This is a genomic window from Sphingobacterium sp. IITKGP-BTPF85 (assembly GCF_001006065.1).
Classification (GTDB): domain Bacteria; phylum Bacteroidota; class Bacteroidia; order Sphingobacteriales; family Sphingobacteriaceae; genus Sphingobacterium; species Sphingobacterium anhuiense.
Genome location: NZ_ASZT02000038.1, coordinates 12730 through 39333, shown reverse-complemented (window position 1 = coordinate 39333; position 26604 = coordinate 12730). Strand labels below are relative to the sequence as shown.

At 37.5% G+C, this 26604-nt stretch carries 25 protein-coding genes and 1 pseudogene; 16 read left to right on the top strand and 10 right to left on the bottom strand.

The genetic code is table 11. From position 1 onward, the window contains the following. Positions 1-644: 644 nt before the first annotated feature. The 13 genes from L950_RS26300 (at position 645) to L950_RS09890 (ending at position 13334) form a co-directional block, all read left to right on the top strand. Positions 645-1544 carry a helix-turn-helix domain-containing protein gene (locus L950_RS26300; RefSeq protein WP_197086354.1) on the top strand — a complete coding sequence of 300 codons (900 nt, stop codon included), beginning with the start codon at positions 645-647 and terminating at the stop codon, positions 1542-1544. 253 nt (positions 1545-1797) lie between these two features. Next, a complete protein-coding gene (locus L950_RS09930; protein ID WP_084825417.1) occupies positions 1798-2616 on the top strand; it encodes an efflux RND transporter periplasmic adaptor subunit in 819 nt (272 codons plus the stop codon). Then, positions 2508-2891: an efflux RND transporter periplasmic adaptor subunit gene (locus L950_RS35250; RefSeq protein ID WP_084825416.1), complete on the top strand. Its 384-nt coding sequence runs from the start codon at positions 2508-2510 to the stop codon at positions 2889-2891. The genes L950_RS09930 and L950_RS35250 overlap by 109 nt, the downstream gene beginning before the upstream one ends. A gap of 22 nt (positions 2892-2913) precedes the next feature. Further along, complete coding sequence (locus tag L950_RS09925; protein WP_021191441.1) at positions 2914-6078, top strand: efflux RND transporter permease subunit; 3165 nt, start codon at positions 2914-2916, stop codon at positions 6076-6078. 32 nt (positions 6079-6110) lie between these two features. After that, positions 6111-7529 (top strand): efflux transporter outer membrane subunit, encoded by a 1419-nt coding sequence (locus L950_RS09920; protein ID WP_031289182.1) that lies wholly within the window; start codon positions 6111-6113, stop codon positions 7527-7529. 221 nt (positions 7530-7750) lie between these two features. Continuing rightward, positions 7751-9076 (top strand): inositol-3-phosphate synthase, encoded by a 1326-nt coding sequence (locus L950_RS09915; RefSeq protein WP_021191439.1) that lies wholly within the window; start codon positions 7751-7753, stop codon positions 9074-9076. 65 nt (positions 9077-9141) lie between these two features. Beyond that, positions 9142-9855, top strand: coding sequence for an NDP-sugar synthase (locus L950_RS09910; protein WP_021191438.1), 714 nt, complete (start codon positions 9142-9144; stop codon positions 9853-9855). Continuing rightward, positions 9852-10049, top strand: coding sequence for a hypothetical protein (locus L950_RS29885; protein WP_197086353.1), 198 nt, complete (start codon positions 9852-9854; stop codon positions 10047-10049). The genes L950_RS09910 and L950_RS29885 overlap by 4 nt, the downstream gene beginning before the upstream one ends. After that, positions 10049-10708 (top strand): hypothetical protein, encoded by a 660-nt coding sequence (locus L950_RS09905; protein ID WP_197086352.1) that lies wholly within the window; start codon positions 10049-10051, stop codon positions 10706-10708. The genes L950_RS29885 and L950_RS09905 overlap by 1 nt, the downstream gene beginning before the upstream one ends. A 15-nt stretch (positions 10709-10723) precedes the next feature. Then, positions 10724-11686: a CDP-alcohol phosphatidyltransferase family protein gene (locus L950_RS09900; protein ID WP_021191437.1), complete on the top strand. Its 963-nt coding sequence runs from the start codon at positions 10724-10726 to the stop codon at positions 11684-11686. Beyond that, positions 11667-12347 (top strand): lysylphosphatidylglycerol synthase domain-containing protein, encoded by a 681-nt coding sequence (locus tag L950_RS09895; RefSeq protein WP_197086351.1) that lies wholly within the window; start codon positions 11667-11669, stop codon positions 12345-12347. The genes L950_RS09900 and L950_RS09895 overlap by 20 nt, the downstream gene beginning before the upstream one ends. A gap of 82 nt (positions 12348-12429) precedes the next feature. Then, the gene (locus L950_RS29880; protein WP_021191436.1) at positions 12430-12666 is read left to right on the top strand and encodes a hypothetical protein; all 237 of its coding nucleotides are present in this window, start codon (positions 12430-12432) and stop codon (positions 12664-12666) included. Beyond that, positions 12663-13334, top strand: coding sequence for an HAD family hydrolase (locus tag L950_RS09890; protein WP_231577040.1), 672 nt, complete (start codon positions 12663-12665; stop codon positions 13332-13334). The genes L950_RS29880 and L950_RS09890 overlap by 4 nt, the downstream gene beginning before the upstream one ends. Before the next feature lie 120 nt (positions 13335-13454). On the opposite strand, the gene L950_RS09885 is transcribed toward L950_RS09890, so the two are convergent. Continuing rightward, complete coding sequence (locus tag L950_RS09885; RefSeq protein WP_021191435.1) at positions 13455-15560, bottom strand: hypothetical protein; 2106 nt, start codon at positions 15558-15560, stop codon at positions 13455-13457. Between the two features lie 377 nt (positions 15561-15937). On the opposite strand from L950_RS09885, the gene L950_RS09880 reads away from it, so the two are divergent. After that, positions 15938-19075, top strand: a complete 3138-nt coding sequence (locus tag L950_RS09880; protein WP_021191433.1) for a GH92 family glycosyl hydrolase — start codon at positions 15938-15940, stop codon at positions 19073-19075. 93 nt (positions 19076-19168) lie between these two features. On the opposite strand, the gene L950_RS35245 is transcribed toward L950_RS09880, so the two are convergent. The 4 genes and pseudogenes from L950_RS35245 to L950_RS09865 all read right to left on the bottom strand — a co-directional run bounded on the left by L950_RS35245 (position 19169) and on the right by L950_RS09865 (position 21701). Continuing rightward, positions 19169-19570 carry an NAD(P)H-dependent oxidoreductase gene (locus L950_RS35245; protein ID WP_197086350.1) on the bottom strand — a complete coding sequence of 134 codons (402 nt, stop codon included), beginning with the start codon at positions 19568-19570 and terminating at the stop codon, positions 19169-19171. After that, positions 19518-19787: an NAD(P)H-dependent oxidoreductase gene (locus tag L950_RS35240; RefSeq protein WP_197086349.1), complete on the bottom strand. Its 270-nt coding sequence runs from the start codon at positions 19785-19787 to the stop codon at positions 19518-19520. Before L950_RS35240 ends, L950_RS35245 begins: the two co-directional genes overlap by 53 nt. Next, positions 19784-20739: pseudogene (locus L950_RS32665) on the bottom strand (alpha/beta hydrolase). The gene L950_RS35240 and the pseudogene L950_RS32665 overlap by 4 nt, the downstream one beginning before the upstream one ends. 14 nt (positions 20740-20753) lie before the next feature. Further along, a complete protein-coding gene (locus L950_RS09865; RefSeq protein ID WP_021191432.1) occupies positions 20754-21701 on the bottom strand; it encodes an NADP-dependent oxidoreductase in 948 nt (315 codons plus the stop codon). A gap of 83 nt (positions 21702-21784) precedes the next feature. Between L950_RS09865 and L950_RS09860 the strand changes: the two genes are divergently transcribed. Next, entirely contained in the window at positions 21785-22618 is an 834-nt protein-coding gene (locus tag L950_RS09860) for an AraC family transcriptional regulator (RefSeq protein ID WP_021191431.1), read from the top strand. A gap of 88 nt (positions 22619-22706) precedes the next feature. On the opposite strand, the gene L950_RS09855 is transcribed toward L950_RS09860, so the two are convergent. The 4 genes from L950_RS09855 to L950_RS09840 form a co-directional block, all read right to left on the bottom strand. Next, a complete protein-coding gene (locus L950_RS09855; protein WP_021191430.1) occupies positions 22707-22904 on the bottom strand; it encodes a hypothetical protein in 198 nt (65 codons plus the stop codon). A 71-nt stretch (positions 22905-22975) separates the two neighbouring features. Beyond that, positions 22976-23206, bottom strand: coding sequence for a hypothetical protein (locus tag L950_RS09850; protein WP_046792015.1), 231 nt, complete (start codon positions 23204-23206; stop codon positions 22976-22978). A gap of 259 nt (positions 23207-23465) precedes the next feature. Continuing rightward, positions 23466-23786, bottom strand: a complete 321-nt coding sequence (locus L950_RS09845; RefSeq protein WP_156169642.1) for a hypothetical protein — start codon at positions 23784-23786, stop codon at positions 23466-23468. Positions 23787-24001: 215 nt separating this feature from the next. Beyond that, on the bottom strand, positions 24002-24442 hold the full coding sequence (locus L950_RS09840; RefSeq protein ID WP_021191428.1) for a hypothetical protein: 441 nt from the start codon (positions 24440-24442) through the stop codon (positions 24002-24004). A gap of 802 nt (positions 24443-25244) precedes the next feature. Between L950_RS09840 and L950_RS09835 the strand changes: the two genes are divergently transcribed. Then, positions 25245-26108, top strand: coding sequence for a GLPGLI family protein (locus L950_RS09835; protein WP_021191427.1), 864 nt, complete (start codon positions 25245-25247; stop codon positions 26106-26108). A 14-nt stretch (positions 26109-26122) separates the two neighbouring features. On the opposite strand, the gene L950_RS09830 is transcribed toward L950_RS09835, so the two are convergent. After that, positions 26123-26482 carry a bleomycin resistance protein gene (locus L950_RS09830; RefSeq protein ID WP_021191426.1) on the bottom strand — a complete coding sequence of 120 codons (360 nt, stop codon included), beginning with the start codon at positions 26480-26482 and terminating at the stop codon, positions 26123-26125. Positions 26483-26604: the final 122 nt, after the last annotated feature.

The window sequence follows — 26604 nt, the reverse complement described above, 5'->3', positions numbered from 1 at the left end:
AAATATTCTGGCTGAAACTCATTGCACTTAGCAAAACTGATGAAATGGAAGAAATAGGCATGAGCCTGCTTTGTTACGATGTCTATTTCCATGGTTTTCCAGTTTATGTTCATTAAATTCCGGCAGAAATCTTTTCGATACCGATAGGACAAAAACTCAGGCTGATCTCCTCAAGATCGCTCAGCGAAGGGCGCCTGCGTTGCATGGGTAATTGCCGCTCTGTTGATATTTCTCTTAAAACTCCCAATATTCTTTCGTAATTTGCTAATAGGTTGTTAATTCTAAATCGTTTTGTCGTAAAAACAGTTTACTGATTATCAGAGTAATGAACAACTTATTTATAGCCCTAAATCATAATGCACAACGGGTTTATTAATAGAAAGAGTAGTATTTATTTTTAGACCTGATTCTAAAGAGCAATCAAAAGAATCAGGTTTTTTGCTTTTCAACGATACAATTTTACAAACGATAACAAACATTTGTGTCTACATTTTATAACTAATAATAATAAGATTTAGTGAAGAAAGATAATAGATAATTTTCCCTTCTGACTTTTGACAGAGAATTGTCAAATAAATAAAAATAGCGAATTAAACGTAAGTTTAATTTTAACTTAGACGTGCGCTATGTTAGCGTTTGAGATTATGGATCGTCGAATTACATTTTTTACTTTAAAGGAGTTTGTTGCCGAGCAGATGAACAAACAACAGTATGAGGGGTTTACTATCTGTCATTTGCAGAAAAGTAATATGACTGATATTCGTTCATACGAGCCTATGCGTACCGATAGCTTTGGCATGAGTATTATCCTAAAAGGAACGCTCAGTATGCGGATTGGTTTTTCGGAACAGGAAATCCACGAAAACATGGCTTTTTTACATTCACCGACAACAATTATTGAATTTTTGGAAATGAATGATGACTTAGAAATGATCAGTTTTATGTTTTCCTTAGATTTTGCGAAAAAAATAGGTATGTTTTTTCAAGGCAAATCCTCATTAGACTTTCTATTCGACAATTATTTAAAAGTATTTTCTTTACGCGAACCTGTAGTTAAGCGATTTGTAGTTTATCTTGAACATTTAAGAGAGGTAAATCTAAGTCCCACACCAACCAAACATCAGGCAGAAATTATTAAAAGTACTTTCGCATTGCTCAACTATGAAATAGAATCCGAACTTATGGATCATGTTATCGGCCAGGTGGTACTTAGTGGCCGCAAAGAAAAATTATGCTTGGATTTCATTACTCTGGTTGTAGATCAATTTCATACTCACCGTTCTGTTCAGCACTATGCGGATTGCTTATTTGTGAGTCGAAAATACCTCAGCAGGGTTATAAAAGAAGTTACAGGGTTAAGCCCGCTGCAGATTATTGAACAAACGTTGATGGCTGAAGTGACAGCTAAATTACGGTCTAATTTTTACTCAATCTCAGATATCATGCAACAATTGAATTTTAGTGATTTACCTACTTTTAGCAAATTCTTTAAAAAGAATACAGGTCAATCCCCGATTCTGTATCGTAAAGAATTATTAACTTAAATTTATCCCGAACTAATTTAGTGTCTTTTTGACAAGTTAAAGCTCCCTTTAGACTTTTTAACCGATTTAGTCAGATATATATTTGTATTAATTGTACATGAGGAGAAAAGATGGGGTCTGAAGTCCAATATTTTAGTGACTAACCCTTCTTTTCGAATCTTTAAATATAGCGAGAACATAATATATTTTAAATGAATCGGAAATTAGTTGTTCAATCAACATTGCTAGGCTTAAGCCTAGGATTCCTAACAAGTTGTGGTCAAAACCAAACCAGGGAGGGGAGGCACCCGCAGCCTTAGAAGTTCCAGTGATGATACTTCAAGAAGAAAATGGAATATTAACAAAAACTTATGCAAGCAGCATTGAAGGAGTTGTAAATGTTGAAATCCGTCCACAAGTTTCCGGTTATCTGGCTAAGATCTTTGTTGATGAAGGTGCATTTGTCCGGGCTGGGCAGACTTTATTTCAAGTGGATGATCGTACCTATAAAGAGCAGTATAAAAATGCGCAAGCATCTATTTTAGCAGCTAAAGCGAATCTGTCCAATGTTAAAATAGATTTAGATAGGAAAAAAGAATTAGTAAGTAATAAACTCGTATCTAATCTACAGGTTGACCAAGCACAGGCAACGTACGAAGGTGCCCAAGCGGCTTTAGCGCAGGCAAATGCCGTTTTTGAAACAGCGAAAATTAACCTTGAATTCTGTACAATCAAAGCTCCGGTCAGTGGCACTATAGGTCGTATTCCTTATCGATTAGGAAGTCTCATTAATCCTGCTGCAGTCGAGCCCTTAACGCTCTTATCAGATACGCATGCCGTATTTGCATATTTCTCAATGAGTGAAAACGATTTTGTTAATTTTCAGGCAGCATTACCGGGAAACTCTGTTGCTGAAAAGTTGAAGCAAGCCGCTCCCGTAACTTTAAAAACAGCTAATGGACAGGACTTTCCACATTTAGGAAAATTGATGCTATTGAAGGTCAATTCGACAAGAATACAGGTTCGATCAGTCTTCGGGCAAAATTTGAAAACCCGCAAGGACAATTACGAACAGGTAACACAGGGAAAATAGCATTAGATCAACATATCGAACAGATTGTTGTGGTTCCGATCACAGCAACTACAGCCATACAAGATAAAATTTATGTCTTTACGATCAGTAAAGAAGGAAAGGCGGTACAGACGCCAATTGAAGTAAGCGGTAAACAAGAATCTCAATACTTCGTCAAATCAGGTGTTACAGCAGGTGATCAGATAATTACAAATGGACTTAGTTTCCTTCAGAATGGTATGCCTGTTAAGGTGAAATCCGCAACCACAGTAAAAGATAGCGTGAATAAATCTTAACAACCATTTATCCTTAGTCATTATGTTAAAAAAAATAATTAAAAGGCCAGTATTGGCTACAGTTATATCCATATTGCTGGTTATTCTGGGAGTCGTGGCTATGCTCGGTTTACCCATTACCAAATTTCCTGAAATCGCCCCACCAAGTGTGACCGTAATGGCGACTTACCCAGGTGCCTCTGCCGAAGTAATTGCAAAGGCAGTAGCACCTCCATTAGAAAATGCCATCAATGGTGTAGAAAATATGGACTTTCTTACTTCTACATCCAGTAATGACGGTAGTTTGATGATTACTGTTGTTTTTAAATTAGGAACAGATCCGGATCAGGCCGCAGTAAACGTACAGAACCGAGTATCGCAAGCAACCAGTATGTTACCTGCAGAGGTTAATCAGATCGGTGTAAGCACACTAAAAAGACAGAATAGTATGGTGGCCATGGTAACGCTATACTCCGATGATAATAAATCAGACGAACTTTTTATAGAGAATTATGCTAAGATTAATATTGTTCCAGAGCTAAAGCGTATTACAGGAGTCGGTGATGCACAGGTATTCGGTAACAAAGATTACTCGATGCGCGTTTGGCTCAATCCTGCTCAGATGGCTTCCTATGATATCACGCCTCAAGAAGTGTCTGCTGCGATCCAGACTCAGAATATTGAAGCTGCTCCAGGAAGATTTGGAGAGAGTACCAAGGAAGCTGTAGAATATGTAATCCGATATAAAGGAAAGCTGGCTGAAGCAGCCGATTACGAAAATATTATCATACGCGCAAATGCAGATGGTTCCGTGTTGCGTCTGCAGGATGTGGCTAAAGTTGAGTTTGGGTCGTACACCAATACGGTTGCCACAGCGTATAATAAGAAGCCGGCGATTATGATTGCCCTTTATCAGACAGCAGGTTCAAATGCCAATGCAGTCGAGATAGAGATGCAGGAACGTTTACAGGAGCTTTCAAAATCGTTTCCCGCAGGTATTAAATATACTACGCCGTACTCTTCGAAGGAATCTTTAGATCAGTCTGTTGCTCAAGTTATCACCACCTTGCTAGAAGCTTTTGTACTCGTTTTTATTGTTGTATTTATCTTTCTACAGGATTTTAGATCGACATTAATTCCAGCGATTGCAGTTCCGGTTTCTATTGTTGGTACATTTTTCTTTATGCAACTGTTTGGATTTTCGATCAATCTACTGACCCTTTTTGCACTCGTACTTGCGATTGGGATCGTTGTCGATGATGCCATCGTTGTCGTAGAAGCAGTACATGCTAAAATGGAGAAGAAAAAGTTAAATGCAAAAGCGGCGACAATGTCTGCAATGAGTGAGATCACAGGTGCTATTATATCCATTACGCTTGTGATGTCGGCAGTATTTATACCCGTTGCTTTTATGGAAGGCCCTACAGGTGTGTTTTATCAGCAATTTGCTTTGACCTTGGCAATGGCGATTCTGATCTCAGCAGTTAATGCACTAACCTTAAGTCCTGCATTATGTGCGTTATTATTAAAATCGCACGATGGGCATCATGAGGAGAAGAAAACAAATTTTAAAGAACGTTTTTTCGCAGGATTTAATGCAGCTTTTAATAAACTGACATTTCGTTACGGTAAATCTGTCCTTTTCTTAATAAAACGTAAAACTGTGGCATTCTCAGGACTGGCAGTGCTATTGGTATTGTTTGTATGGATGTTCCGTACCACACCGACAGGTTTTATACCCGATGAGGATCAGAGTTTTTTAATGGCCATGGTCAATACGCCACCAGGTGCATCTTTAGATCGGACAACTAAAGCCATAACCGATGCAGAATTAGAAATTCAGAAACATCCTTCTGTAGAATCGGTGATCAGTATTTCGGGTTTAAATATGATGAGTTTTAGTACTTCATCTTCTGCAGGGGTATTGATGATCCGCTTGAAACCACTCAAAGAAAGGGGAGAAGTTAAAGATATCAATCAAATTTTAGTTACTCTTCAAGGACAGTTACAAGGAAATCAAAGTGCAAACTTCTTTGTATTGGGTATGCCGACTGTATCGGGTTTTGGTAATACTTCTGGATTAGAAGTTGTTTTACAAGATAAGACCGCTGGCAGTTTAAGTAAATTCAGTGAAACGGCCAATGGATATATGGGCGCATTGATGCAACGACCCGAGATCGCATTTGCCTTTACCACATTTAATGCATCCTATCCACAGTATGAAATGGTTGTTGACGAAATGAAGGCCAAACAGCTTCACGTGAATGTCTCCGATTTAATGACCTTGATGCAAGGATATTACGGAAGTATGCAAGCATCCGATTTCAATCGTTTTGGAAAGTATTACCGTGTTGTCATCCAGGCATCTCCTGAGTTTAGGTCAGATCCTTCCTCTTTAGATGGAATTATGCTTAAAAATCAATTGGGCCAGATGGTACCGATTAACAGTTTAGTACAATTAAAACCTGTATCTGGTCCAGAAACAGTAGAGCATTTTAATTTATTTAATGCCATTAACATTACCGCGATGCCAAAACCTGGGTATAGTACTGGTCAGGCGATGCAAGCTATAGATGAAGTTAGTGCCACTTTTTTACCCAATGGTTTTGCGCATGATTGGAAAGGAATGAGCCGTGAAGAAAAATCATCCAGTGGCCAGACTGCTGCTATTTTTGGATTATGTATTGTTTTTATATACTTCTTGTTATCAGCTCAATATGAAAGTTATATTCTGCCATGGGCAGTTTTGATCAGCATCCCCTGTGGTCTCTTGGGCGTATTTGTAGGAATTGGTTTTGCAGGTCTATCCAACAACATCTATGTACAGGTTGCTTTGGTTATGTTGATCGGACTACTGGCCAAAAATTCTATTTTGATTATTGAGTTTGCTATTCAGCGCAGACGCGCAGGAAAGAGTATCGTAGCCGCCGCTGTTGAAGGTGCAAAGGCAAGACTTAGACCGATTTTGATGACTTCACTCGCGTTTATAGCAGGTTTGATGCCGTTGTTGTTTGCAGTAGGGCCTTCGGCGATCGGGAACCATTCCATCGGTTATGCCGCAGTATTTGGTATGCTTGCAGGAACTGTGTTCGGGGTGTTTTTAACACCGGTCTTGTTCGTCGTGTTTCAGTACCTGCAGGAACGTATGAGTGGAAAGCCTGCGGAAGAAAGCGATTGGGAGTATGAAGAAACAGAAGTTTCACATTAAAAGTAAATCAAATGTTAAGCATTAACATAAATATGAATAAAATAAATATGACTTGCCTGTGTCTCACTTTAATGGTAACGGCTGCCTGTAAGTCTGTGAAATATGTTCCTAACCCAGTAGCAGTACCTGCAACATTTACGCAGGATAATCGAGTCATTGAAAGTAATAGCAGTTCCATTGCATCACTGTCATATAAAGAGTTCTTTAGTGATCAGATTTTATTAGATCTTATCGATACCGCGCTTTTGAAAAACAATAATCTACAGGTGGCTATTAAACAGATTGATATCGCAACCGAATCTATGAAACAGGCAAAATGGGGTGATTTACCACAGATTGGATTGTCAGCAGGAACGGGAACGGTAACCAGACCATCTGATAATAGTATGAATGGTATGATGGCTGGTCAATTTATGGGAAAAAAATACATGGAGGATTACACAACTGCAGTAAATATTTCTTGGGAGGCTGATATATGGGGTAAGATCAAGGGACGTAAAGAGATGGCGCTGACCAGTTATTTACAGACTCAGGAAGCGAGCAAGGCGATTCAAACGCGTCTGGTTAGTACGGTCGCACAAGGGTATTACAACTTGTTGATGCTGGATTTACAAAAAGATATCAGCTTAAAAAATTTAAACTTGATTGATAATATTCTGCAGATGACACGCGTGCAACATACTTTGGGGCTTACAACGCTACTGGCAGTGCAACAACAGGAAGGAAATAGAGATCTCATTTTAAAATCTATCCCTGTGCTGGACGAACAGATTATCATTCAGGAAAATGCTTTGCAGGCATTGACAGGTCGTATGCCCGGTCATATAGAAAGAAAAACTTCTTTAGTCACTTTACAGGCAAAAGATCATCTAGCAACAGGTGTTCCTGCTATGATGCTCGCTTTACGTCCGGATATAAGAACTGCAGAACTGGAAGTCCAAAAGTCATTCGCACAGGTGCATGTTTCTAAAGTAAGCATGTACCCGAGTTTAAATATTACAGCACAAGGAGGATTAAATGCCTTTAAAGCAAGTGATTGGTTCAATATCCCAGGTTCGTTATTTGGAGCCTTAACGGGTTCACTGACGCAACCAATAGTACAAGGTCGACAGCTAAAGACAGCTTTCAATCAGGCCAAAATAGCAAGTGCACAGGCGGAAATTCAGTTTAAAGAAAGTGTACTACAGGCAGTAGGTGAAGTATCCAATATTCTAGCCAGTATGGCATCTTTAAAAGAGCAGGAAGAAATATCACGCGGTCTGGTTGCCCGCAATCAGGAGATGATTCGAAATGCCGATATTCTCTTTAAGAATGATATGGCAACATATTTAGAGGTGATAGCAGCGCAGCAGAGTAAGTTGCAGGCCGAACTCGATAATGCAGCTATTAAGAGTCAACGACTCTATGCCGAAGTCAATTTATACCGTGCCTTAGGAGGGGGTAGACATTAAAAGAATAGTACGTGGTAAGTCTATTATATCTGTTTAACGAGTGTCCTAAGCCCTAGCGCTTAGGACATTTTTAACAGTGAAAAGATAATTAAATTTTATTTAAACACAACAAAATCAAGTAATAAGTGTTTAACGATGTACTCTGGTAGCTTAAGCCCAGAAAATCAATAATAACGAGAATTCTAATCCATTAATTTTAAATATCACTTAAATACAACAAAATGAAACAACAAGTGAATGAAGCAAAAGGTAAGCTGGGAATATTAATTCCGGGTTTGGGTGCAGTAGCCACCACATTGATCGCAGGTGTCGCAGGTATCAATAAGGGGTATTCAAAACCCATAGGTTCAGTATCACAATTGAGCCGCATTCGTTTAGGAAAACGTACAGAAGATCGAAATCCTTTGATTAAGGACTTCGTACCCTTGGCAAAATTAGAAGATATTGTGTTTGGAGGATGGGATGTATATGCCGATAATGTCTTTGAAGCAGCTTCAAAAGCACGTGTTTTAGAACCTTATCAATTGGAGCAAGTACGGGTGGAGTTGGAGCAAATTAAACCTATGAAGGCTGTTTTTGATCGTAATTTTGTTAAGAATCTAGATGGACAGCATATTAAAGAGGGACTTACACGAAGAGCTTTGGCCGATGCTGTACAAGAAGATATCCAGAACTTTAAAAAAGAAAATAACTGTGACCGTATCGTAGTACTTTGGTGTGGCTCAACTGAAAAATATATTGAAGGAAATGCTATTTTTGATAGTCTGAAAAATTTTGAAGATGCTTTGGATCAAAATGATCTGCGTATTCCACCTAGCATGATTTATGCATATGCAGCTTTAAAGCAGGGCGCACCTTATGTTAATGGAGCACCAAATTTAAGTTGTGACGTTCCTGCCATTGTGGAGTTAGCACAGTTGATGCAAGTAGCAATAGCGGGAAAAGATTTTAAAACAGGTCAGACTTTGATGAAAACAATTGTTGCTCCTGGTTTACAAGCTCGCGCATTAGGAGTTGAAGGCTGGTTCTCAACCAATATTTTAGGAAATAGAGATGGACTTGTATTAGACGATCCGGAAAATTTCAAAACAAAAGAAGTTTCCAAGCTAAGTGTGCTTGAAGAGATTTTGGATGCCAAGAAAAACCCAGAGTTGTACGGTAATCTATATCATAAAGTACGTATCAACTATTACCCGCCACATGGCGATAATAAAGAAAGCTGGGATAATATTGACATTTTTGGCTGGATGGGATACAAAATGCAGATAAAAATTAACTTTTTATGCCGTGACTCTATTCTGGCGGCGCCTGTAGCATTAGATCTAGCGTTATTCATAGATCTGGCACAGCGTGCAGGTATGTTCGGTATCCAAGAGTGGTTATCGTTCTATTTAAAATCTCCACAGACTGCTCCTGGCTTACCTCCAGAGCACGATATTTTTAAACAGCTCATCAAATTGCAAAACACGTTGCGCCATATGATGGGGGAAGATCTGATTACACACTTAGGTCTGGATTACTATCAAGAGCTAGTGGATAGCATGTAACACATTATACAATTTACAACACCCTTGAAGTATTTTTAAATACTTTAAGGGTTTTATCAATTAAGATGGAGTACGCAATTATAGCTGCCGGTGAAGGGCAGCGGTTAAAGAAGGAAGGTTTTAGGAAAGCAAAGCCTTTGTTGCCTTTGTTAGGTGTTCCGATGATCGAGAGACTGATCAATATTTTTGCAGCGCAGGGGGCCAGATCTGTTTTCATTATTATCAACGGAAAGAATAAAGAATTACATAAGTTTTTGGTCAAACATGAATTTAAAATTCCAATTCATTTGTTGATCAAAGATACCGTGAGTTCCTTACATAGTTTTGTTGCTCTGCAAGAAGCATTTCCCCATTGGGATTCCTGCTGTCTTACAACGACAGACACGGTGTTTGAACCGGATACCTTTGGCCAATATGTAGAGGCATTTCAAAAGGGAGATATGGACGGATTATTTGCTGTTACTCCTTTTGTTGATGACGAAAGTCCTTTATATGTGACCGTAAATAGCGATAATAGAATTGTTTGTTTTTCGGATAACAAATATCCGCAGGCAGCATTCGTATCGGGTGGTATTTATTGTTTACGAAAGAAGGCCATGCAGGCAGCCGTTGAATCCTTAGCCGCAGGCAATCAGCGCATGCGAAATTATCAGCGATTTCTTATCGATAAAGGATTTATGATCAAAGCGTATCCTTTTGCCAAAATTATTGATGTGGATCATCTACATGACAGGGAGACGGCTGAATATTTTTTAATGGAGCAAAAGAGCCAATCATGAGAGTATATGCAATACTAAGGAAAAATGATTTCTCGCCAAATCATGTTAATAATGATACAGCAATTTTTCAGGCAGTAATCGGATTACTGGAAAAAGAAGGTGTCAATATCACCCAGGTAACAGAAGATGATTTTCTTTCCCTGAAAGGTTATCAAAAAGAACCCATTATCACAATGGAAGATCCAAAGCATTAGTGCGTTATTTGCAAGAGCTGGAGCGTAACGGCGTTTTGATTATCAATTCATCATTTGGAATCCAGAGCTGCTATCGGACTATTATGACAGAAAAACTGTTAGAAAATGATGTGCCTTATCCAGCAAGTGTAGTTGTTAATACCCACGATGATATAGGAGAGCTGTTTGATCATTTTGGCTTACCGGGTATATGGATAAAAAGAGGAGATTTTCATGCCGTTCATAAGGAAGATGTCAGTTTTGTAAGCACCAAGGACGAAGCAAATAATATATTGGCAGAATATGCTTTGCGTGGTATAGACGACGCTGTCGTATCGCAACATTTATTTGGCGATTTGGTAAAGTTTTATGCAGTCTCTGGGACTGATTTTTTCTATTGGTTTCATCCTTATGATCTAAATCATCATAAATACGCCGCTTACGAGCAAATAAACGGTGCAACAGCACATTACCCTTTTGATAATGAGGCTTTAAAACAGGCTGCGGAACGAGCGGCTGAAGTTTTGGGAGTCACTATCTATGGTGGAGATGCTATCGTACAAACTGATGGAAGTTTTCATATTATAGATTTAAACGATTGGCCAAGCTTTGCGCCCTGCAGAGAACAGGCCGCAGAAGCAATAGCCACTCATATTTTTGGAAAATTTTCTGATTTATAGATCGGATGATCTTTAATGAAGAAGATAAAGATGATCGGAATTATGTCTAAATCAGAACATACATTATTTGAACAGTCACTCAAATCGAATGACACAGAAGAGCGAATCGATATTTGGTTTTACAGGCCGATAGGTTATCGTATCGCTAAGTTTTGTGCCCGAGTAGGAGTGACACCCAATGCCGTGACGATCACCAGTATATTTTTTGGTGTAGGAGCCGGGATTCTCTTTTATTACGGTGATCTATGGATCAATATCATCGGCATGCTCTTATTGGTATTTGCCAATTCTTTAGACAGTGCAGATGGACAGTTGGCCAGGATGACCGATAATAAAAGTCGATTTGGAAGAATTTTAGATGGATTTGCAGGTGATTTCTGGTTTGCGGCCATTCATATTGCTTTATGTTTACGCTGTATGAATGAAGGTTGGTCAGCCTGGATTTGGGTACCAGGTGTTTTAGCGGGAGTATCCCATGTATTTCAATCAGCAATGGCTGACTATTATCGCAATGTCCATTTGTATTTTATAAAGGGAAAAGCAGGTAGTGAACTAGATAATTCGAAAGAGCTTCAGGCAGAGTTGGACAAAATGAGCTGGAAGAAAGACTTCTTTCAAAAATTCGTACTGAACGGCTATAAGAATTATACCACCATGCAGGAGAATTTTTCGCCAAAACTGCAACAGTTATTGCAGATGGTTAAGCGTAAGTATGCCGACCAGATGCCAGCATCATTTGTCAACGCATTTCGTATCCGTAACCGACCATTGATGAAGTATACCAATATCGTACAGTTTAATACACGCGTACTGTTTTTATTTCTATGGATCTTTATTGATCAAGTCTGGTTATATTTCTTTTTTGACATGTTTATTTTAAATCCGATACTGATCTATATGTGTAAAAGACAGGAGCAAGTAAGTGCTCATTTCATCGATCAATTAGCGACAAATCAATATGATGAAAAACATATATAAGCTTATTTTCTTGATCATTGGAATAGCTACACTTGCTTATATGATTTTCAGTATTGGTCCAGTAAATATTTGGAACAATCTGTTGCAGACCGGGTGGTGGTTTGTGCCCATATTACTAAGTTGGTTGGTGATCTATGTAATGAATGCTTTTGCTTTTAAATCAATCATTGAAGAACCGAACTTTCCTGAAACGAAACTGCCCTTTATCAAAATTCTACAGTTGACAGTAAGTGGCTACAGCATTAATTATGTTACACCCTTTGTCGCTTTAGGCGGCGAACCTTACCGTATTATGGAATTGAAACCACATTTGGGAGAAGCAAAAGCGAGCTCCTCGGTGCTGCTGTACGGTATGGTACATATTTTATCGCATATTGTTTTTTGGCTGGTGTCCATCTTTTTGATTCTAGCAGTAGTGCCCTTAAGTGCGAGCATGCTTATTGTCTGCTTATTTATTTTATTCTTTGGACTCGGTATTTTTTGGTCCTTTTCAAAAATTTATAAACGGGGATTTACAGTCACTATCGTACGCTTTTTTCAAAAGATTCCATTTGTAGGTAAGTACGCGCGTACATTTTATGAAGATAAAAAACAGTACTCGAACATGTTGATCAGCAGATCCAAGATTTATATACACAGCGTAGACCACAATTTTTTGTAGCACTCTTTGGGAATTTTTCGCTCGGGTTGTCGGTTGTGCCGAACTTTATTTTATTGGAGTAGCACTGGGACTCGATATAAGTGTGATTCAGGCTTTTATTGTTAGTTCAGGATCTTCGCTTTTCGCTAACCTGATCTTTTTTCTGCCTATGCAGCTGGGTACACGTGAAGGAGGATTGGCAATGGCAGTCACAAGTATTGGTTTCCCCGCATCGGTAGGTATATTTATGGGATTGGCAACCCGTATTCGTGAAATTATTTGGATTGGTATAGGGTTGATTTGGATGAGTATAGTCCGTAAAGATTATAAATTAAGATGATGAAAATAACAGGTATAAAGGGATTATTATTTGATTACGGCGGAACATTGGATACCAATGGAAGACATTGGGCAGCTGTTTTTTGGGAATATTATCAATTTTATGGAGTAGCGACCGATAAGTCCGGTTTCTATGATGCATATGTATATGCTGAACGAAAAATGGCTACAAATCCTATTATAAAGCCACTTTTTAATTTTAAAGATGTGCTTTTAGCTAAGATAACAGCACAATTTGAATATTTAAATATGACCTCTCTGGTAGATAGTGTCGGATTGCAAATTGTTAATGCCTGCAATAAACTAGTAGAAGATTGCCTTGATCACGTTAGGCCATTACTTGATACTTTATCGAAACAATATAAAATGGTGATGGTATCTAATTTTTATGGAAATCTGGAACATGTTTTAGAGCATTATCAGTTGCTGCATTATTTTGAGGCCGTTGTCGAATCTGCACGAGTTGGAGTACGTAAGCCTAACCCTGAAATCTATACTTTAGGTGTTTCAGCTTTAGGTATACCTGCAAATGCCTGTCTGGTGATTGGAGATTCCTATACCAAAGATATGGAACCGGGAAAAGTGAACGGTTGTCAAACACTTTGGTTGAATGGAGAAGTTGGGAGGAACAACCGCTTCATTCAACTTCATCAGCAGACTATACCATAACAGATATAGCACAACTGAAGGAATTCTTGGTATAATTCCTTTTGTTGTATTTTGGAAATCTCCTTCACTGTTGGCTTTCTTGATTTCCGCCGACAGTGATTGGAGATTTTTATTTCGCTATTATTTTAGTGCTGGTAAAGGATTGAATCCTTCGGCACGAATTGACCAATTTCCATCCTTAGGGAATCCAGGATTTTTTGAGGATGAACCATCCCAACCACCGGCCATCATGGCAATTGCAGTTAGTAATCCACCATTTGATGGAAAATAGGGAAATGGACCACCTGTAGCTAAACCATGCTGGTCAAATTGAAAATTATTACTAGGGCGCAGTAGCAAATCGATCGCCAGTTCCGGATAGCCACAACGAGCAGCAGCCATAGTTAGCATGGGAAAGTCCCATCCCCATGTGCGATCAAAGTTCCAGGTTTCCATCACTTTTTTCAGTGTACGTTTGAATGTTTCTGGATCTACACCATCTCCTGGAAGCATGCCATAAGTACCAATTAGTCCAGGGTGTTCGTAATTATATTTTTTCCACATGTCTGGTATATTCTCATAAGTCTCATACAAGCCATTTTTTTGCGGTAGGGGGGCGAGTTTATCCTGTACATTATTCCATTTTTTATTTGTTGGCATGCCAAGTCGCTCGCGCCACTGTTGTGCTAAGCGTAGTCCAGTACGCCAATAACTTAATTCAAATGTCGGATTTTTGGTTACTAATGGATCAGAATTTTCCGATACTAAGTATAGAGGAGGACCTAAATCAAATTGATTTTTTGTTTTGTCATACGAAGCATAATCTGCCATAAAATCTGCAGTTGCAAATACCACATCTCTCCATTTCGTTAATGTTTCCTTGTTCGTATGCAATCGATAATCGAGTTCCGCAAAATAAATGGGATGGGGTTGTTGCCATACAAGTGTCGCATGAATTAAGTCTGGCCAGTCTCGATCGATATCACCAGTACACTTGGGCCAGCGTACTCCTTGATATCCTTGATTGAGTGCCCTTTCTGTTGATGTTTTTAAAAAATTTTGATATGTCGAAAGACTTTTATCCCACAATGCCCATCTGTTCCAGAGCGCATAATGTACGCCATGCCACCAAATCATTTCGAAATGGAAACGACCAAACCAGCCATTATTGACCAGACCACTTTCTTGTGGAGGTAAAGAGCCCGACTCATTCAGTCGCATCAGGTATTGCGATAGTACAATTCTCCGTTCCAACTCTTTCCATCGCTGATCTTTGCTCTCAGATAGATCGATAGCAGCTCCAGAATTCCAGAATGCTTTCCATGATTTTTCACTTTCTTCAAAAAGGTTTGAAGTGATGGGTATCTGAATATCGTTAGTTTGATTTGAATAGAGACAAGTGAAGGAAAGTTTTGCAGTATCTTTTGGTATAAGTTCAAAACGATGCATTTGTTTTGTCTTTATCATCTGAGCATCAGTCGCCCATTTAATGGAAGCGCTATAATGTGTGCTATTCATTGTACGGTCTATACGTACAGAATTTTTTTCTAAACTCTGAAGTGTGGAAGTATGTTGATCACCGCCATCATATACGCCTAGGTAATTCTCATATCCTTGTTCTATGGCATAAGGAAATGCAAAGAAAACGGCGAGTTGCCCCTTTCCGATAAGTGCACTTTGAATCGATACCCCAATTGCATCGCTATCGGGATGACAAGCTGTTTTAACAAGGACCGGTACACCTTCAAACACAAAACTGCTGCTAATGATTCCTGTCCAGAGATCAACTTCTTGATGGGTATGTGCAATATCATTCTGATTTCCCAGTTTACCATCATTTCGAATTAGTTTGAAACCTATGCGTCCTAAATTGAAGCGATGCGGATTTGCAGCAAGCCAGTTGGATAGTTGTTCCTGTTTTGGATTTGGAAGATCGTATTGAACATCTTTGCCATTGGTTTTGAGAGTAGTCTTTTTGAAGTCACTTTCCTTCATACCTTTTGGTAAAGGACTATTGTGCCAACTCCAGTTTGATAAAGTGTTAAATGGTACAAATGTTTGTAAACCGGTAATATCTACTGCAAAAGCAAATTCGCCATTACCAACCTGTGCTGGACTCAACAGATCAAGTTTGTTGCTTACAATCCGATGTCTATCTACTACTGCTTTTCGATCAATAGCAATTTGTCCACAGGTTTGATGTAGAAAAAAAGGTATACATAGTAAGCAAAAGAAGAATCTTTTCATTATAATCGGTTTTGGACAATAAGATAAGCAATAAAACCCATTCCATTGTTAATCCAGTATGAATAAAAGCCCGTAATTGTCCATTTTTAGATATATGTATGTACAATCTAATATTTATTCTTGCATATGTACGTACAAAGTTTTATTATTGTATTATAGATGAGACGTGTGATGTTTATTAAGTGTGGTTTAATTTTAATTATACCTGCATGGCATCAATTGAAAGATCGAAATTTATTTTAAATCTTGTCAAATAATTACCCTTTAAACCAGTGATGATTGTGTCTATTTTTAATTGAATATTGTCGTTTTGATCCCATTTTTGAATTGGGTCAGAAAGCAGATGTTTTTTAAGAATAACCAATAAACTAAACAGTATGAATAAACGAAATAAATTTTTAATAGCAACAGGATTATTTTTTCTTGCTTTTGGACAGGAGGCATTAGCACAGCAAAATGTGATTTGGCAATTGGGTAAACCCGATGGTTCGAGTGCAGAGTTTGCATTAGCACCAGGAGATTATAAGAATTTTTTGGCTCATGATATGGGATATGAAGACAGACAGGTGATCATTGGTCAAAGTCAGCTAAATACAGAATTGCCCTATGTTCTTCCAGGGCCTGCAAACGAGTGGGGTGGTACAGGACCTACTTCAGGTTTACGAACACATTTTCTCAATTTCTATTACGCTTTGGATAAAGCATCTGGCAACGACCCTTATGTATTGGAAGTAGACCTTGTGAATTCGGATCCTAAAAATCACCCAACTTTGCAGTTATCTATTAATGGTCGAAATTATAATTATGACATTACTAATGGAGCCGGTACAGGAGAACCTGGAGTTGGAGCTTTGGGGAAGAAGAAACTCATCATAAAACCAGATCCATCTGTAATTCGCGCAGGATATAACCATATCACCTTAACCGTTTTGAAAGGTGGATGGGTAGAATTTGATTCTTTTCGTTTGCTGGGGCCAGCAAAATCCAAATTGATCACAAATTACGATGCTTTGGTAAAGCAGATCAAGGTTGCCGATTTTGAATCTAATGGTCCTAAAGGACGTATGCAGAATCTTTTGGTAGAGGTGCTTCGTTTAAAAAATGCCCAGCGTATCCGGATTCTTGTAGATGGTAAATCGGTCTATCAAGGAAGTTTAGACAAGGGCTTATCTATGCTAGAAGTGCCTCTTGATCCCGTCAAAAAACCAAAGCAAAGTATATGTGAAATTTACGTAAATGATAAATTAACAGATCGTTTGCAGGTGACACGAGCACCGAAAAGACTTGGAGGTGCCTCCGACTATGTTAATACAATGATCGGTACAGCTCATTCACGATGGATGATTGCCCCGGGACCCTGGATGCCATTTAGTATGGTGAAGATCAGTCCAGATAATCAAAATATTGGTTGGCAGGCAGGTTATGAACCCTCAATAGAATCGATCGGTACATTTAGTCATATCCACGAATGGACAATGGCAGGATTAGGAACCTTTCCTACATCAGGAAAACTGCAGGTTAAGGTTGGAGATCAGTACGAACCCGAATCAGGATATCGCTCACAGATTGATAAGACAACCGAACGTGCTCCATTAGGATCCTATCACGTCAAGTTGACCGATCACGATATCGATGTCGACATCACACAGACGACACGAGCAAGTTTTCAACGTTATACCTTCAACGGATCTGATACCGGCCGTGTAATGATCGACCTAAAAGCTAACGGCGAGTATCCTTACCAGATTCTAGATTATAAACTAAAGAAAGTATCAGACACTAAAATCATCGGGTATAGCAGTCAGCTATCTGAAAATGTGTGGTCTACCGATGCCAAGCAAGATTACATTGTTCATTTTGCAATCGAGTTCGATCGTCCCATCATGAACTTCGGAACATGGAAAGGTGACCAGGTCAGTTCTGGCCCAGATGGCGAAGGTAAGCAGGTGACAGAAGCTGGCATGTTTGTTGAATTTGATGTCAGGAAACAAAAAACAGTTCAATTACGCACAGGCATATCCTATGTGAGTATCGAAAATGCCGAAGAGAATTTGCATCAAGAAATCACCCAACCTTTTAAATGGTCTTTCGATCAGGTTGTAGCACATCAGCACGATGTTTGGAATGAGTTGCTCGACCGCTTGGAAATCACCTCCGACGATTATTTGGAGAAAGAGAAATTCTACACCAATATGTACCGTGCACTTGCCAGTAGAAACACGTTTAGCGATATTAACGGACAATGGCGAGATTCACGTGAAGTAGTTCGTACACTCACAAACAAGAATGATCTGGCACTTGGATGTGACGCATTCTGGAATACCTTTTGGAATCTGAATCAATTTTGGAATTTGGTGACTCCTGAATGGTCAAACAAATGGGTTAAATCACAATTAGCCATGTACGATGCCGATGGCTGGTTAGCTAAAGGACCAGCAGGAATGGAGTATATACCAGTGATGGTTGCAGAACATGAAATTCCGCTGATCGTCGGAGCATATCAGATGGGAATTCGTGATTATGATGTAGAAAAAGCTTTTACAGCAGTTAAGAAAATGCAGATGACCAGTCCTCTGAAATTTGAAGGCGGATTCGCGGGAAATAGAGATCTGGATGTGTATTTAAAATATAAATATGTACCATCAGATCTGGGCCGTTTTTCCAATAGTTTAGAATATAGCTATGATGACTGGACGGTAGGTCAGTTTGCCAAATCATTAAACAAAACTGACGATTATGCATATTTCAATGACCGGGGGACCTGGTGGAAAAATGCAATCGATCCTTCAACCGGCTATGCTCGGATGAAAGATTCAAAAGGCGAATGGTTAAAAGACTTTGATCCCTTTAAATCTGGAGCAAACCATCATTACGTAGAAGGTAATGCATGGCAATTAACCTTCTTTGTCCCTCAGGATCTACCTGGGCTTTCCAAATGGATCGGTGAAGATGTGCTGTTAAAGCGATTGGAATGGGGATTTGGAGAAAGTGAAAAATGGCGTTATAATGGGCCAAATGATCAATACTGGGATTACCCCGTTGTACAAGGTAATCAGCAATCGATGCATTTTGCCTATATTTTTAATTACATGAACAAACCTTGGCTCACGCAAAAATATAGCCGTTCTATCGCCGAAAGGTATTATGGACAAGGAATTTCCAATGCCTATCTCGGTGACGAAGATCAAGGACAGATGAGTGCATGGTATATCATGACTGCAATCGGTTTATTCCAGATGGATGGAGGAACCCGAAGCAAACCGGTATATGAAATTGGAAGCCCCATGTTCAAAGAGATCAAGATTAAACTGGATAACAGATACGGTAGAGGAAAGCAATTCGTGATCAAAGCCAATAACAGCAGCAAACAGAATATCTACGTGCAGGCCGCAACCCTGAATGGAAAGAAACTTGATACATTTTATTTTGATGCTTCCGAGCTTCTGAAAGGAGGAGAGCTTGTCCTAGAAATGGGATCTGAACCAAATAAACAGTGGGGGCTTATGCATCATTAAACCATTGATTCAGGTAGATTATACGTAATCATTGTTAAAAAGCTCATCTGCACTAAAATACAGATGAGCTTTTTAATGATTTTTTCATCCAATTCACGGGTTGCTATCATCAGCTACTATGCCGATAGGCAGCGCTTTTGTGTCATCTTTCGCTAAATCAGCAACATCGTTTAATGCCTTTAATCGATCAGCTTCATTAAAAATTTCAAGAGGTCCAATAAAATTGCTTTCAATCGAAGTGATACCACAGTATTCCAGAATACCATTTTTTAATTGAACCAATCCACTGGATCCATAAACCCCTTTATAAGTTTTTAGGTTTAGATCACCCGCTGTGGTTATGATTCTAGCAGTCTTGTTTTGAAGTAAGCCCACATTTAGACCCTGTTTAGACTTTTTAAATGTAATACCGGGTAGAAATGCTCGATCAAAAAACCTTTCATCAGGCAGGCATACCGAGCCACCAGAGTGGATGTATCCATACCTGATGCTCACTCCATTGAATGGTTTGCAGCGCTTGGAGCAGATCGGGCTCCAGTTCCATTCTCTGCCTGTAGCCAAATTGTAAATTAGGATTAAAGTCCAAATCTGCAAGAGCAATATAACGTACTTCAGCACCTGATTCTTTCGCCGATTTGATATAAGCATTTGCCAGAGCACTATTGAAACTTAATTTATCCGGATGCCCGTTGATAACAACTATTTTTTTCATTTTTTCTGATTGATGATTTTCTTAAATAATTCGATTTGCTTTGCATAAAAGGTCTCCGATAATTCACAAGGGAAAAAATCAAAAGCATGTACTGCACCTTCTATTTCCAGTAATTCGACCGAAGTGCCAGCTAGACATAATTTTTCTGCATACAATTTTCCTTCATCTTTTAAAGGGTCAAATTCACAGACAATGATGGTAGCATCGGGTAGATGATGAAAATTAGTTTCACCTAATGGCACCGCATATTTAGGCAATGGCAATCTGGTATTCCGTAGATAATGCTTCCACATCCATGCAACCGCTATTTTTGTTTGCATCGGTGCTTTTGCTAAACTGTCCATCGATGGACTCTTCAGCGTATCGCTCATTGGAGGATAAAGTAAATATTGATGTTGGATGATTGCATTCTTTTTATCCCGGGCTAGGTGAGTAATCGATGCAGCGATAGTTGCACCGGAACTGCTGCCACCGATAATGATCATATTTTGATTACCATCCAGTTTGCCCGCATTTTCATAAAGCCACAGTAAGGTGTCGTAGCCATCTTCTATAGCTGCAGGAAAGGATGTTCTGGAGCTAATCGATAATCGACAGAAACGATAAGCATACCAACTTCAAGCGCTAATCTAAAGAGTATAAAATCATACTGCTCCGGAGTTCCATATATAAATGCGCCACCATGAAAATATAACAATATCGGTAAATCTTGCTTAGCTTTTGGTTTGTAGATTCTCAAACGTATCTTTTCTTCAGACTGGGAAGACGGTATTAGCCTATTTTCAACAATTAATTGATCTGGTATACTCAGAGGCTCTTCCCTTAAAGAAAAACATAGCTCTTCCGCTCTGATTTTTGTAGGATCGTTTTGTAGCAGATATTCATATTTTATTTTACTGTAAGGACTTGCTGCAATAACCTCTAATAATTCTGGATCTATATTCCCCAACATGATTTCAAATTCCTTTAAAATTGTACAACCACTTTACCTACCGTTCTCCCAGATTCAATTTGCAGATGCGCTTCTCTCATCTGATCAAAATTGAAAACATGTGAGATATGAGGTTTCAGTATACCCGTTTCTAATAAATGCGCAATTTGTTGCATAGCCGCTCCATCACTATAAACAGACATAAAAAAGCAAGCGTGAAGATTTTTTTCACGAGCTTTTAACTCATCATCTTTCGTATATCCCGATGGCAGGGCTACGATAGTGCCAAAAGGTTTTAAAACCTGAACTGACTTTTGAAAATTAGCACCCCCCAGTGACTCCAGTACAAAATCGACATTCGTGAGGACCTGTTCAAATTGCGTTGAGTTGTAATCAATATGTTCATCAGCCCCTATGTTGAGCAAGAAATCACGATTATGTACCGATGATGTCGCGATGACATAAGCGCCCATATATTTGGCGATCTGTACTGCGAAATGACCAACGCCACCAGATGCGGCATGGACCAATACGATGTCATTTGGACGCAGTTTTCCATAAGTATTAAATGCTTGCCACGCTGTTAATGCAGCCAAAGTACTGGAAGCAGCTTCAATATGACTGATCCGATTAGGTTTTAAGGCAAGATGCGATTCTGGTGCCGCAACAAATTCAGCATAAGCACGTCCATGTCCGACGAAATTGACCATTCCAAATACTTCATCACCAATCCCAAATTTACTGAATGCACTTCCAACTTCTATTATCACTCCAGAAACATCCCATCCTAAGATCAATGGATCATATTTTTTTAAATCTTCTGCAAGAGGAGCCTGTCCAGTGCGGACCTTGACATCCACAGGGTTGATACCAATTGCTTTTACTTCAATCAATACTTCACCCGGTTTTAGGATAGGCTTTTCAATATCCTTATAAATCAGATTTTCCACCCCGCCAAATTTTTCTAACACAATTGCCTTCATATCTTAATTTTTATTAGCAAAAATAGACTGAAAAAGGAGGTTAAAACAGGTATAATTAAGTGTTATTTGGGTATCTTTGCATCATGGCAAGAGAAAATATCTATCAATCCTTAGAAGTTTTTTACGAACAAGTTTCAGTATGTCCTTTACGTGATCGACAGTTTAATTTCTTCGAACTCGTATATGTTATCTCCGGCAATGGAAAACACGGTGTCAACGGAAATAAATTTGATTATTTTCCAGGAGACTTATTTCTCCTGACACCACATGATTGCCACGAATTTGATCTCGATGGAATGAATGAGTTTATGGTCGTACGCTTTGGAGAAAACTTCATAAAAGAATATCAATGGAAAAGCATCGACCATATAGAATGCTTATTATACAATGCCTCTCATTTGTCGGGATCTGTGCTCGTTAATAAGGAAGACAAGCAGATGGTCAGCTTGCTGATGCAAAACCTGCAACAAGCATGCGAAGAGCATGGGCATTATAATGAAGATTTGAGAAGACATCTGGTCAATGCCATTATTGTCATAGCAGCAAGGAATATTGCGATTGTTAAACCAGAGCATATTTCACAGACTGCAGATACACGCATACTGCAATTATTGGATTATATACAGGAAAATATACGGCAACCCGAATTTTTAAAAATAGGAGTAATGGCCGAAAAATTTGGACTATCTTCCACTTATCTCGGAAGCTATTTTCGTAAACAATGTCATGAATCTATACAACAGTATATCTCTTCCTATCGGATCCGCTTAATAGAACATCGATTAAGGTTTAGTGATAAAAGAGTTCATGAGATTGCACATGAATTTGGATTTGCGGATGAAAGTCATATTAATAAGTTTTTTAAACGTCATCATGGACTGAGTTTAAAAAAATATAGACAGAAAACAACAGGATAACAAACCAGAAGCACATATTTGGAGGTAAGCTAATTTATTATGAAAGAGCTGCGTATATAACGCCATAAGTTTACAGTGACTAAGTGTTTTAGTTAGCCGCTTTTTCACTTGAAATCATTTTTAAAATAGGGTTATCTTCACTATAAGGATTTTTGACCAATGTAATTGAATCAGCCGCATTAACTAAAAATTCAAAACTATATTTATCATCATTTGTTACAAACTGCCATAGTGTGGTGTCATTCTCACCTCGTAACGTATATCTTTTACCTTGTGCTACGAACAAATTTTTATTCCTGTTATCATAGATACTGATAGAGAACTGTCCATCACCACTATATTCTTGATTTAGAACGATTAATGTGTATTGAGAAGATGAAGCAGATTTTCCTTCGAAGTACGGATCAATAATTTTCCTAAAGTAGAATCAGTTTTAACAGGCTTTATGGCGGTTAAATTGCTGATTATTGAACTATCTGTCACTGCAGATAAGCTATCAATTATCTTTTTATCGTTTACTTTAGTCGTTTGATTTGTACATCCCAAGGAGATTATACTTAAAAAAAGGATGGTATTTCGTATAGTCATCTGTTTACCGAATTAATCTTATAAATAGTCTCTATTTGCGCTCTTTAAGGTTGCTTAGTTCCCAATATAATCGGGTTAATATGCTTTTTGATTATTCTTTCTACTAAATGTATGAATTAAATTTAAGAGATTCATACTAAAATAATATCTTAGTGACTTATTGTATTTTATAATAAACTGTGAAGCATTATATTTTTACACATTAAAAAAAAGTTAAAGGATAAGGAAAATCGTGCTATGTGATTTCTTTTCAAATATTCTATTGACAATAATAGCGTAAGAAATTTCTAACGCTAAAATTCGTTTCGTCACCTAATTTTCTGAAAGTGGAACATGCTTTTTCTTTTTGTTCTGAAATGAGATATGATATTCCTAATTTGATAATATATTCTGAATAGAAAAGGCCATAAAATTTTTCTGTATCAAACTTTTTTTCCAGACCATTCTCATATTCGACAAGTGCTTCCTGAAACCTCAAATTGTTAAAAAATTCATTTCCTTTTAAAAAACTTTTATAAGTTGCTTCTACCGTTTCATCGATTGCTTCATGCATTTTGAAAAATAGAAATTTTTCTTTCATTAGTAGGTTTTTTCCAGAATTATTCTGATAAAATTTAGCTGATTTCTGAATTGTATTCACTAGTTGTTTTTTTACTTTTTCATCTGAAATGTTTGTTATTTCAATATTTGAAATTTCATTTGTGGTATTTAATACATACTTTATAGTAAAATAGTAATTCGCAGAGGTTTTGTTTTTGATTAATGGAGTACAATTGATGATATAATGGAAAAATGTTAGATCGTTATTAAATTTAATATCGACAAGATCATTATATATAAAAACGTTTTGCCTTGATATACTATTTCTTTCGGTTGAAATTCTGGGTATATTCTACGAAAATCATCAAATTTAAGAAAACAAAGGATAGGAGAATTGTTTGATTCTTGTATGTACAAATATTCATTTCTTATCTCATAATTCAATTTTCGATTCCCAAGATCAATTAAATAGTTTCCACTAAATTCTGCATCAAACTTATGTTCGTTAATGGCCAATTTTTTTTCTGTAAATTCATAAATCACCAGGCTAGAAAACAGTGGATCATCCAATGGTAATAATTTACCTTCAGGTGTAAGTGAAGTATCTAAAATCCATTTACCAAGCAAAGCATTACTTTGAGCTGAGAGAGAATTTATTCCGACGAAGAATAATATTATTATTATAATACCTTTCATTAATCAATTAATCTTTGTCAAAGATAAAGATTAGCAATTCTTATTTAAGATTTTACAGTGATATTTCATGTAATTCAGACCATTTATTATTATCTTTTGTGTTAATAGTTTAAAATGCCTTTACTCTTCGTATCTTTGTCCCATAAATATAATAACATGCCAAGAGAAACAAAAAGAGGGCTATATCAAGGAATAATTGAGCAAGACGAAAAGGGTAATTACTTTTGTGGTCCATATTTATTGGACTATCAGTAGTAGAACTTCATTTTAGATTAGGAGATAAAGTAAGCCTTAAAAAAGTAATTGGTAATACCAGTAGAAAAAGTTTGATGATTATCCTCAAAAATCAATCAAGTTCTCTCTAGCTGGAGAAGACCATGATGAAGATTAGTCATTAAATTATACAGATCAGCTGCGATTTATTCAATGTTGATCTGTATCTTAAATCTTTTCCTCATCATAATCCTTATCTGCATATTATTATTCTATCGCTTAAATGGTGTTGGCAATTTTGTGATTGAAACCAATTTTGGTAAGTGAATTCCCTCCAAATTATGTAGTGAAAAATATTTACTGCTGTATATGATGTATTACTAATTTAGTTCAATTGGTACATTCTACGACGCTTATAGTACTAGTTCGCGAAAGATTTGATTCATATTGATACATTATATGTTAATTACAATACATATTTGTATATGTTATAAATTATTTTGTCATTACTGGGAAAATTGTTAACTTCATAAAAACCAATGTCTCCAAAGTATTTGGAAAGCAGACTAAACCAATATTCAACATAAATATGGAATCAAATAAGCGCTTAAAACTATTATCATTGTCAATTTCTGCTGTTGCATTATTTTTTAGCACCGCTACTTATGCCCAATCGGATCGGTTGAAAGTTCATAAAAAGGTACTGTATAATATGACTTTTCAAATGGATAGTTTAGATAAAACAACTAAAACTACCGAATTGACCGAGTTGCTGTTATCAGATACGGTTTCTTTATTTAGAACACTTTATAAAGTTGAGCAAGATGCCACTTATGCAGCTTATATTAATACTAAAGTTATCCAACTTTCTGCACCAGTGGTTGTGGCAATCGGAAAGATCAATAACCTGAATTATCAAATATTAAAATCTAATACTGGACAGATCAAAGTCTATGATGAATATTCAGGCAGCAATTTAAATCATGTTAAAGAAATAAATTATTATACAGAGCCTGCTACAGCAATGGACAGTTGGAAATTATCTTCAGACACAATTACCATTGATCAGTTTCTTTGTCAAAAAGCTGAAATAAACTTTGGCGGTAGGCATTGGACAGCTTGGTTTTCAACAGAAATTCCAATTTCGGATGGGCCATATAAATTCGGGAAATTACCGGGACTAATTTTAAGATTAGAAGATTCAAGTAAAACATGGCAATTTGAATTTCAGTCTATTCACAATGTAGACGAGGATATAGAATTAAACAAAAAAGAAAATGTTGAAATTAAAAAGATCAACAAAGATAAGCTGTTCAAAGATAGAAGGTACTATCAAAAAAATATACTTTCCATAATGGAATCAAAGGGCGGAAGTATTGCTGAGGATAGAAAGGCGGCTCAAGAAAGGTTGAATGAGGTGATAAGAAAAGATAATAATTGGATTGAGCTTTAAATTGTATTATAAATTCAATCGACACCTTGTCCAAAAGTTAATAGATTGTTGTCAGGATCGAGCAATGAAAATTCTTTTTGCCCCCAAAATTTAGTTTCCAGAGGAGCATTTGGATGAATGGCGACATTATTGTCTAAAAACTGCTGATAAACGGCCTCAATATTGTCCGTTCTAATGTAAACCTGGCCATAATTTTCTTTCGGATCAAGTTCTTTAAATTCAAAAAAGTGAATTTCAATACCTTCTTTGAAAAGCATTAAATAACCTTCATAGTCGTGATCGCCAAAAGTTTCAAAACCTAATTGGTTGACATAATAGTCTTTTGTTAACGATTTATCGCGCATAGGTAACTTCGGATATATTGCTGTTAGCATAGTTTTATTCTTTATTTAGCGATGTTAAACCTGTATGTATGACTAAAAAACTTTACCATCATATATACTGTATGTATAAAATTAACGATTTATTTTCGAACAATGATATACAGCCATTAATA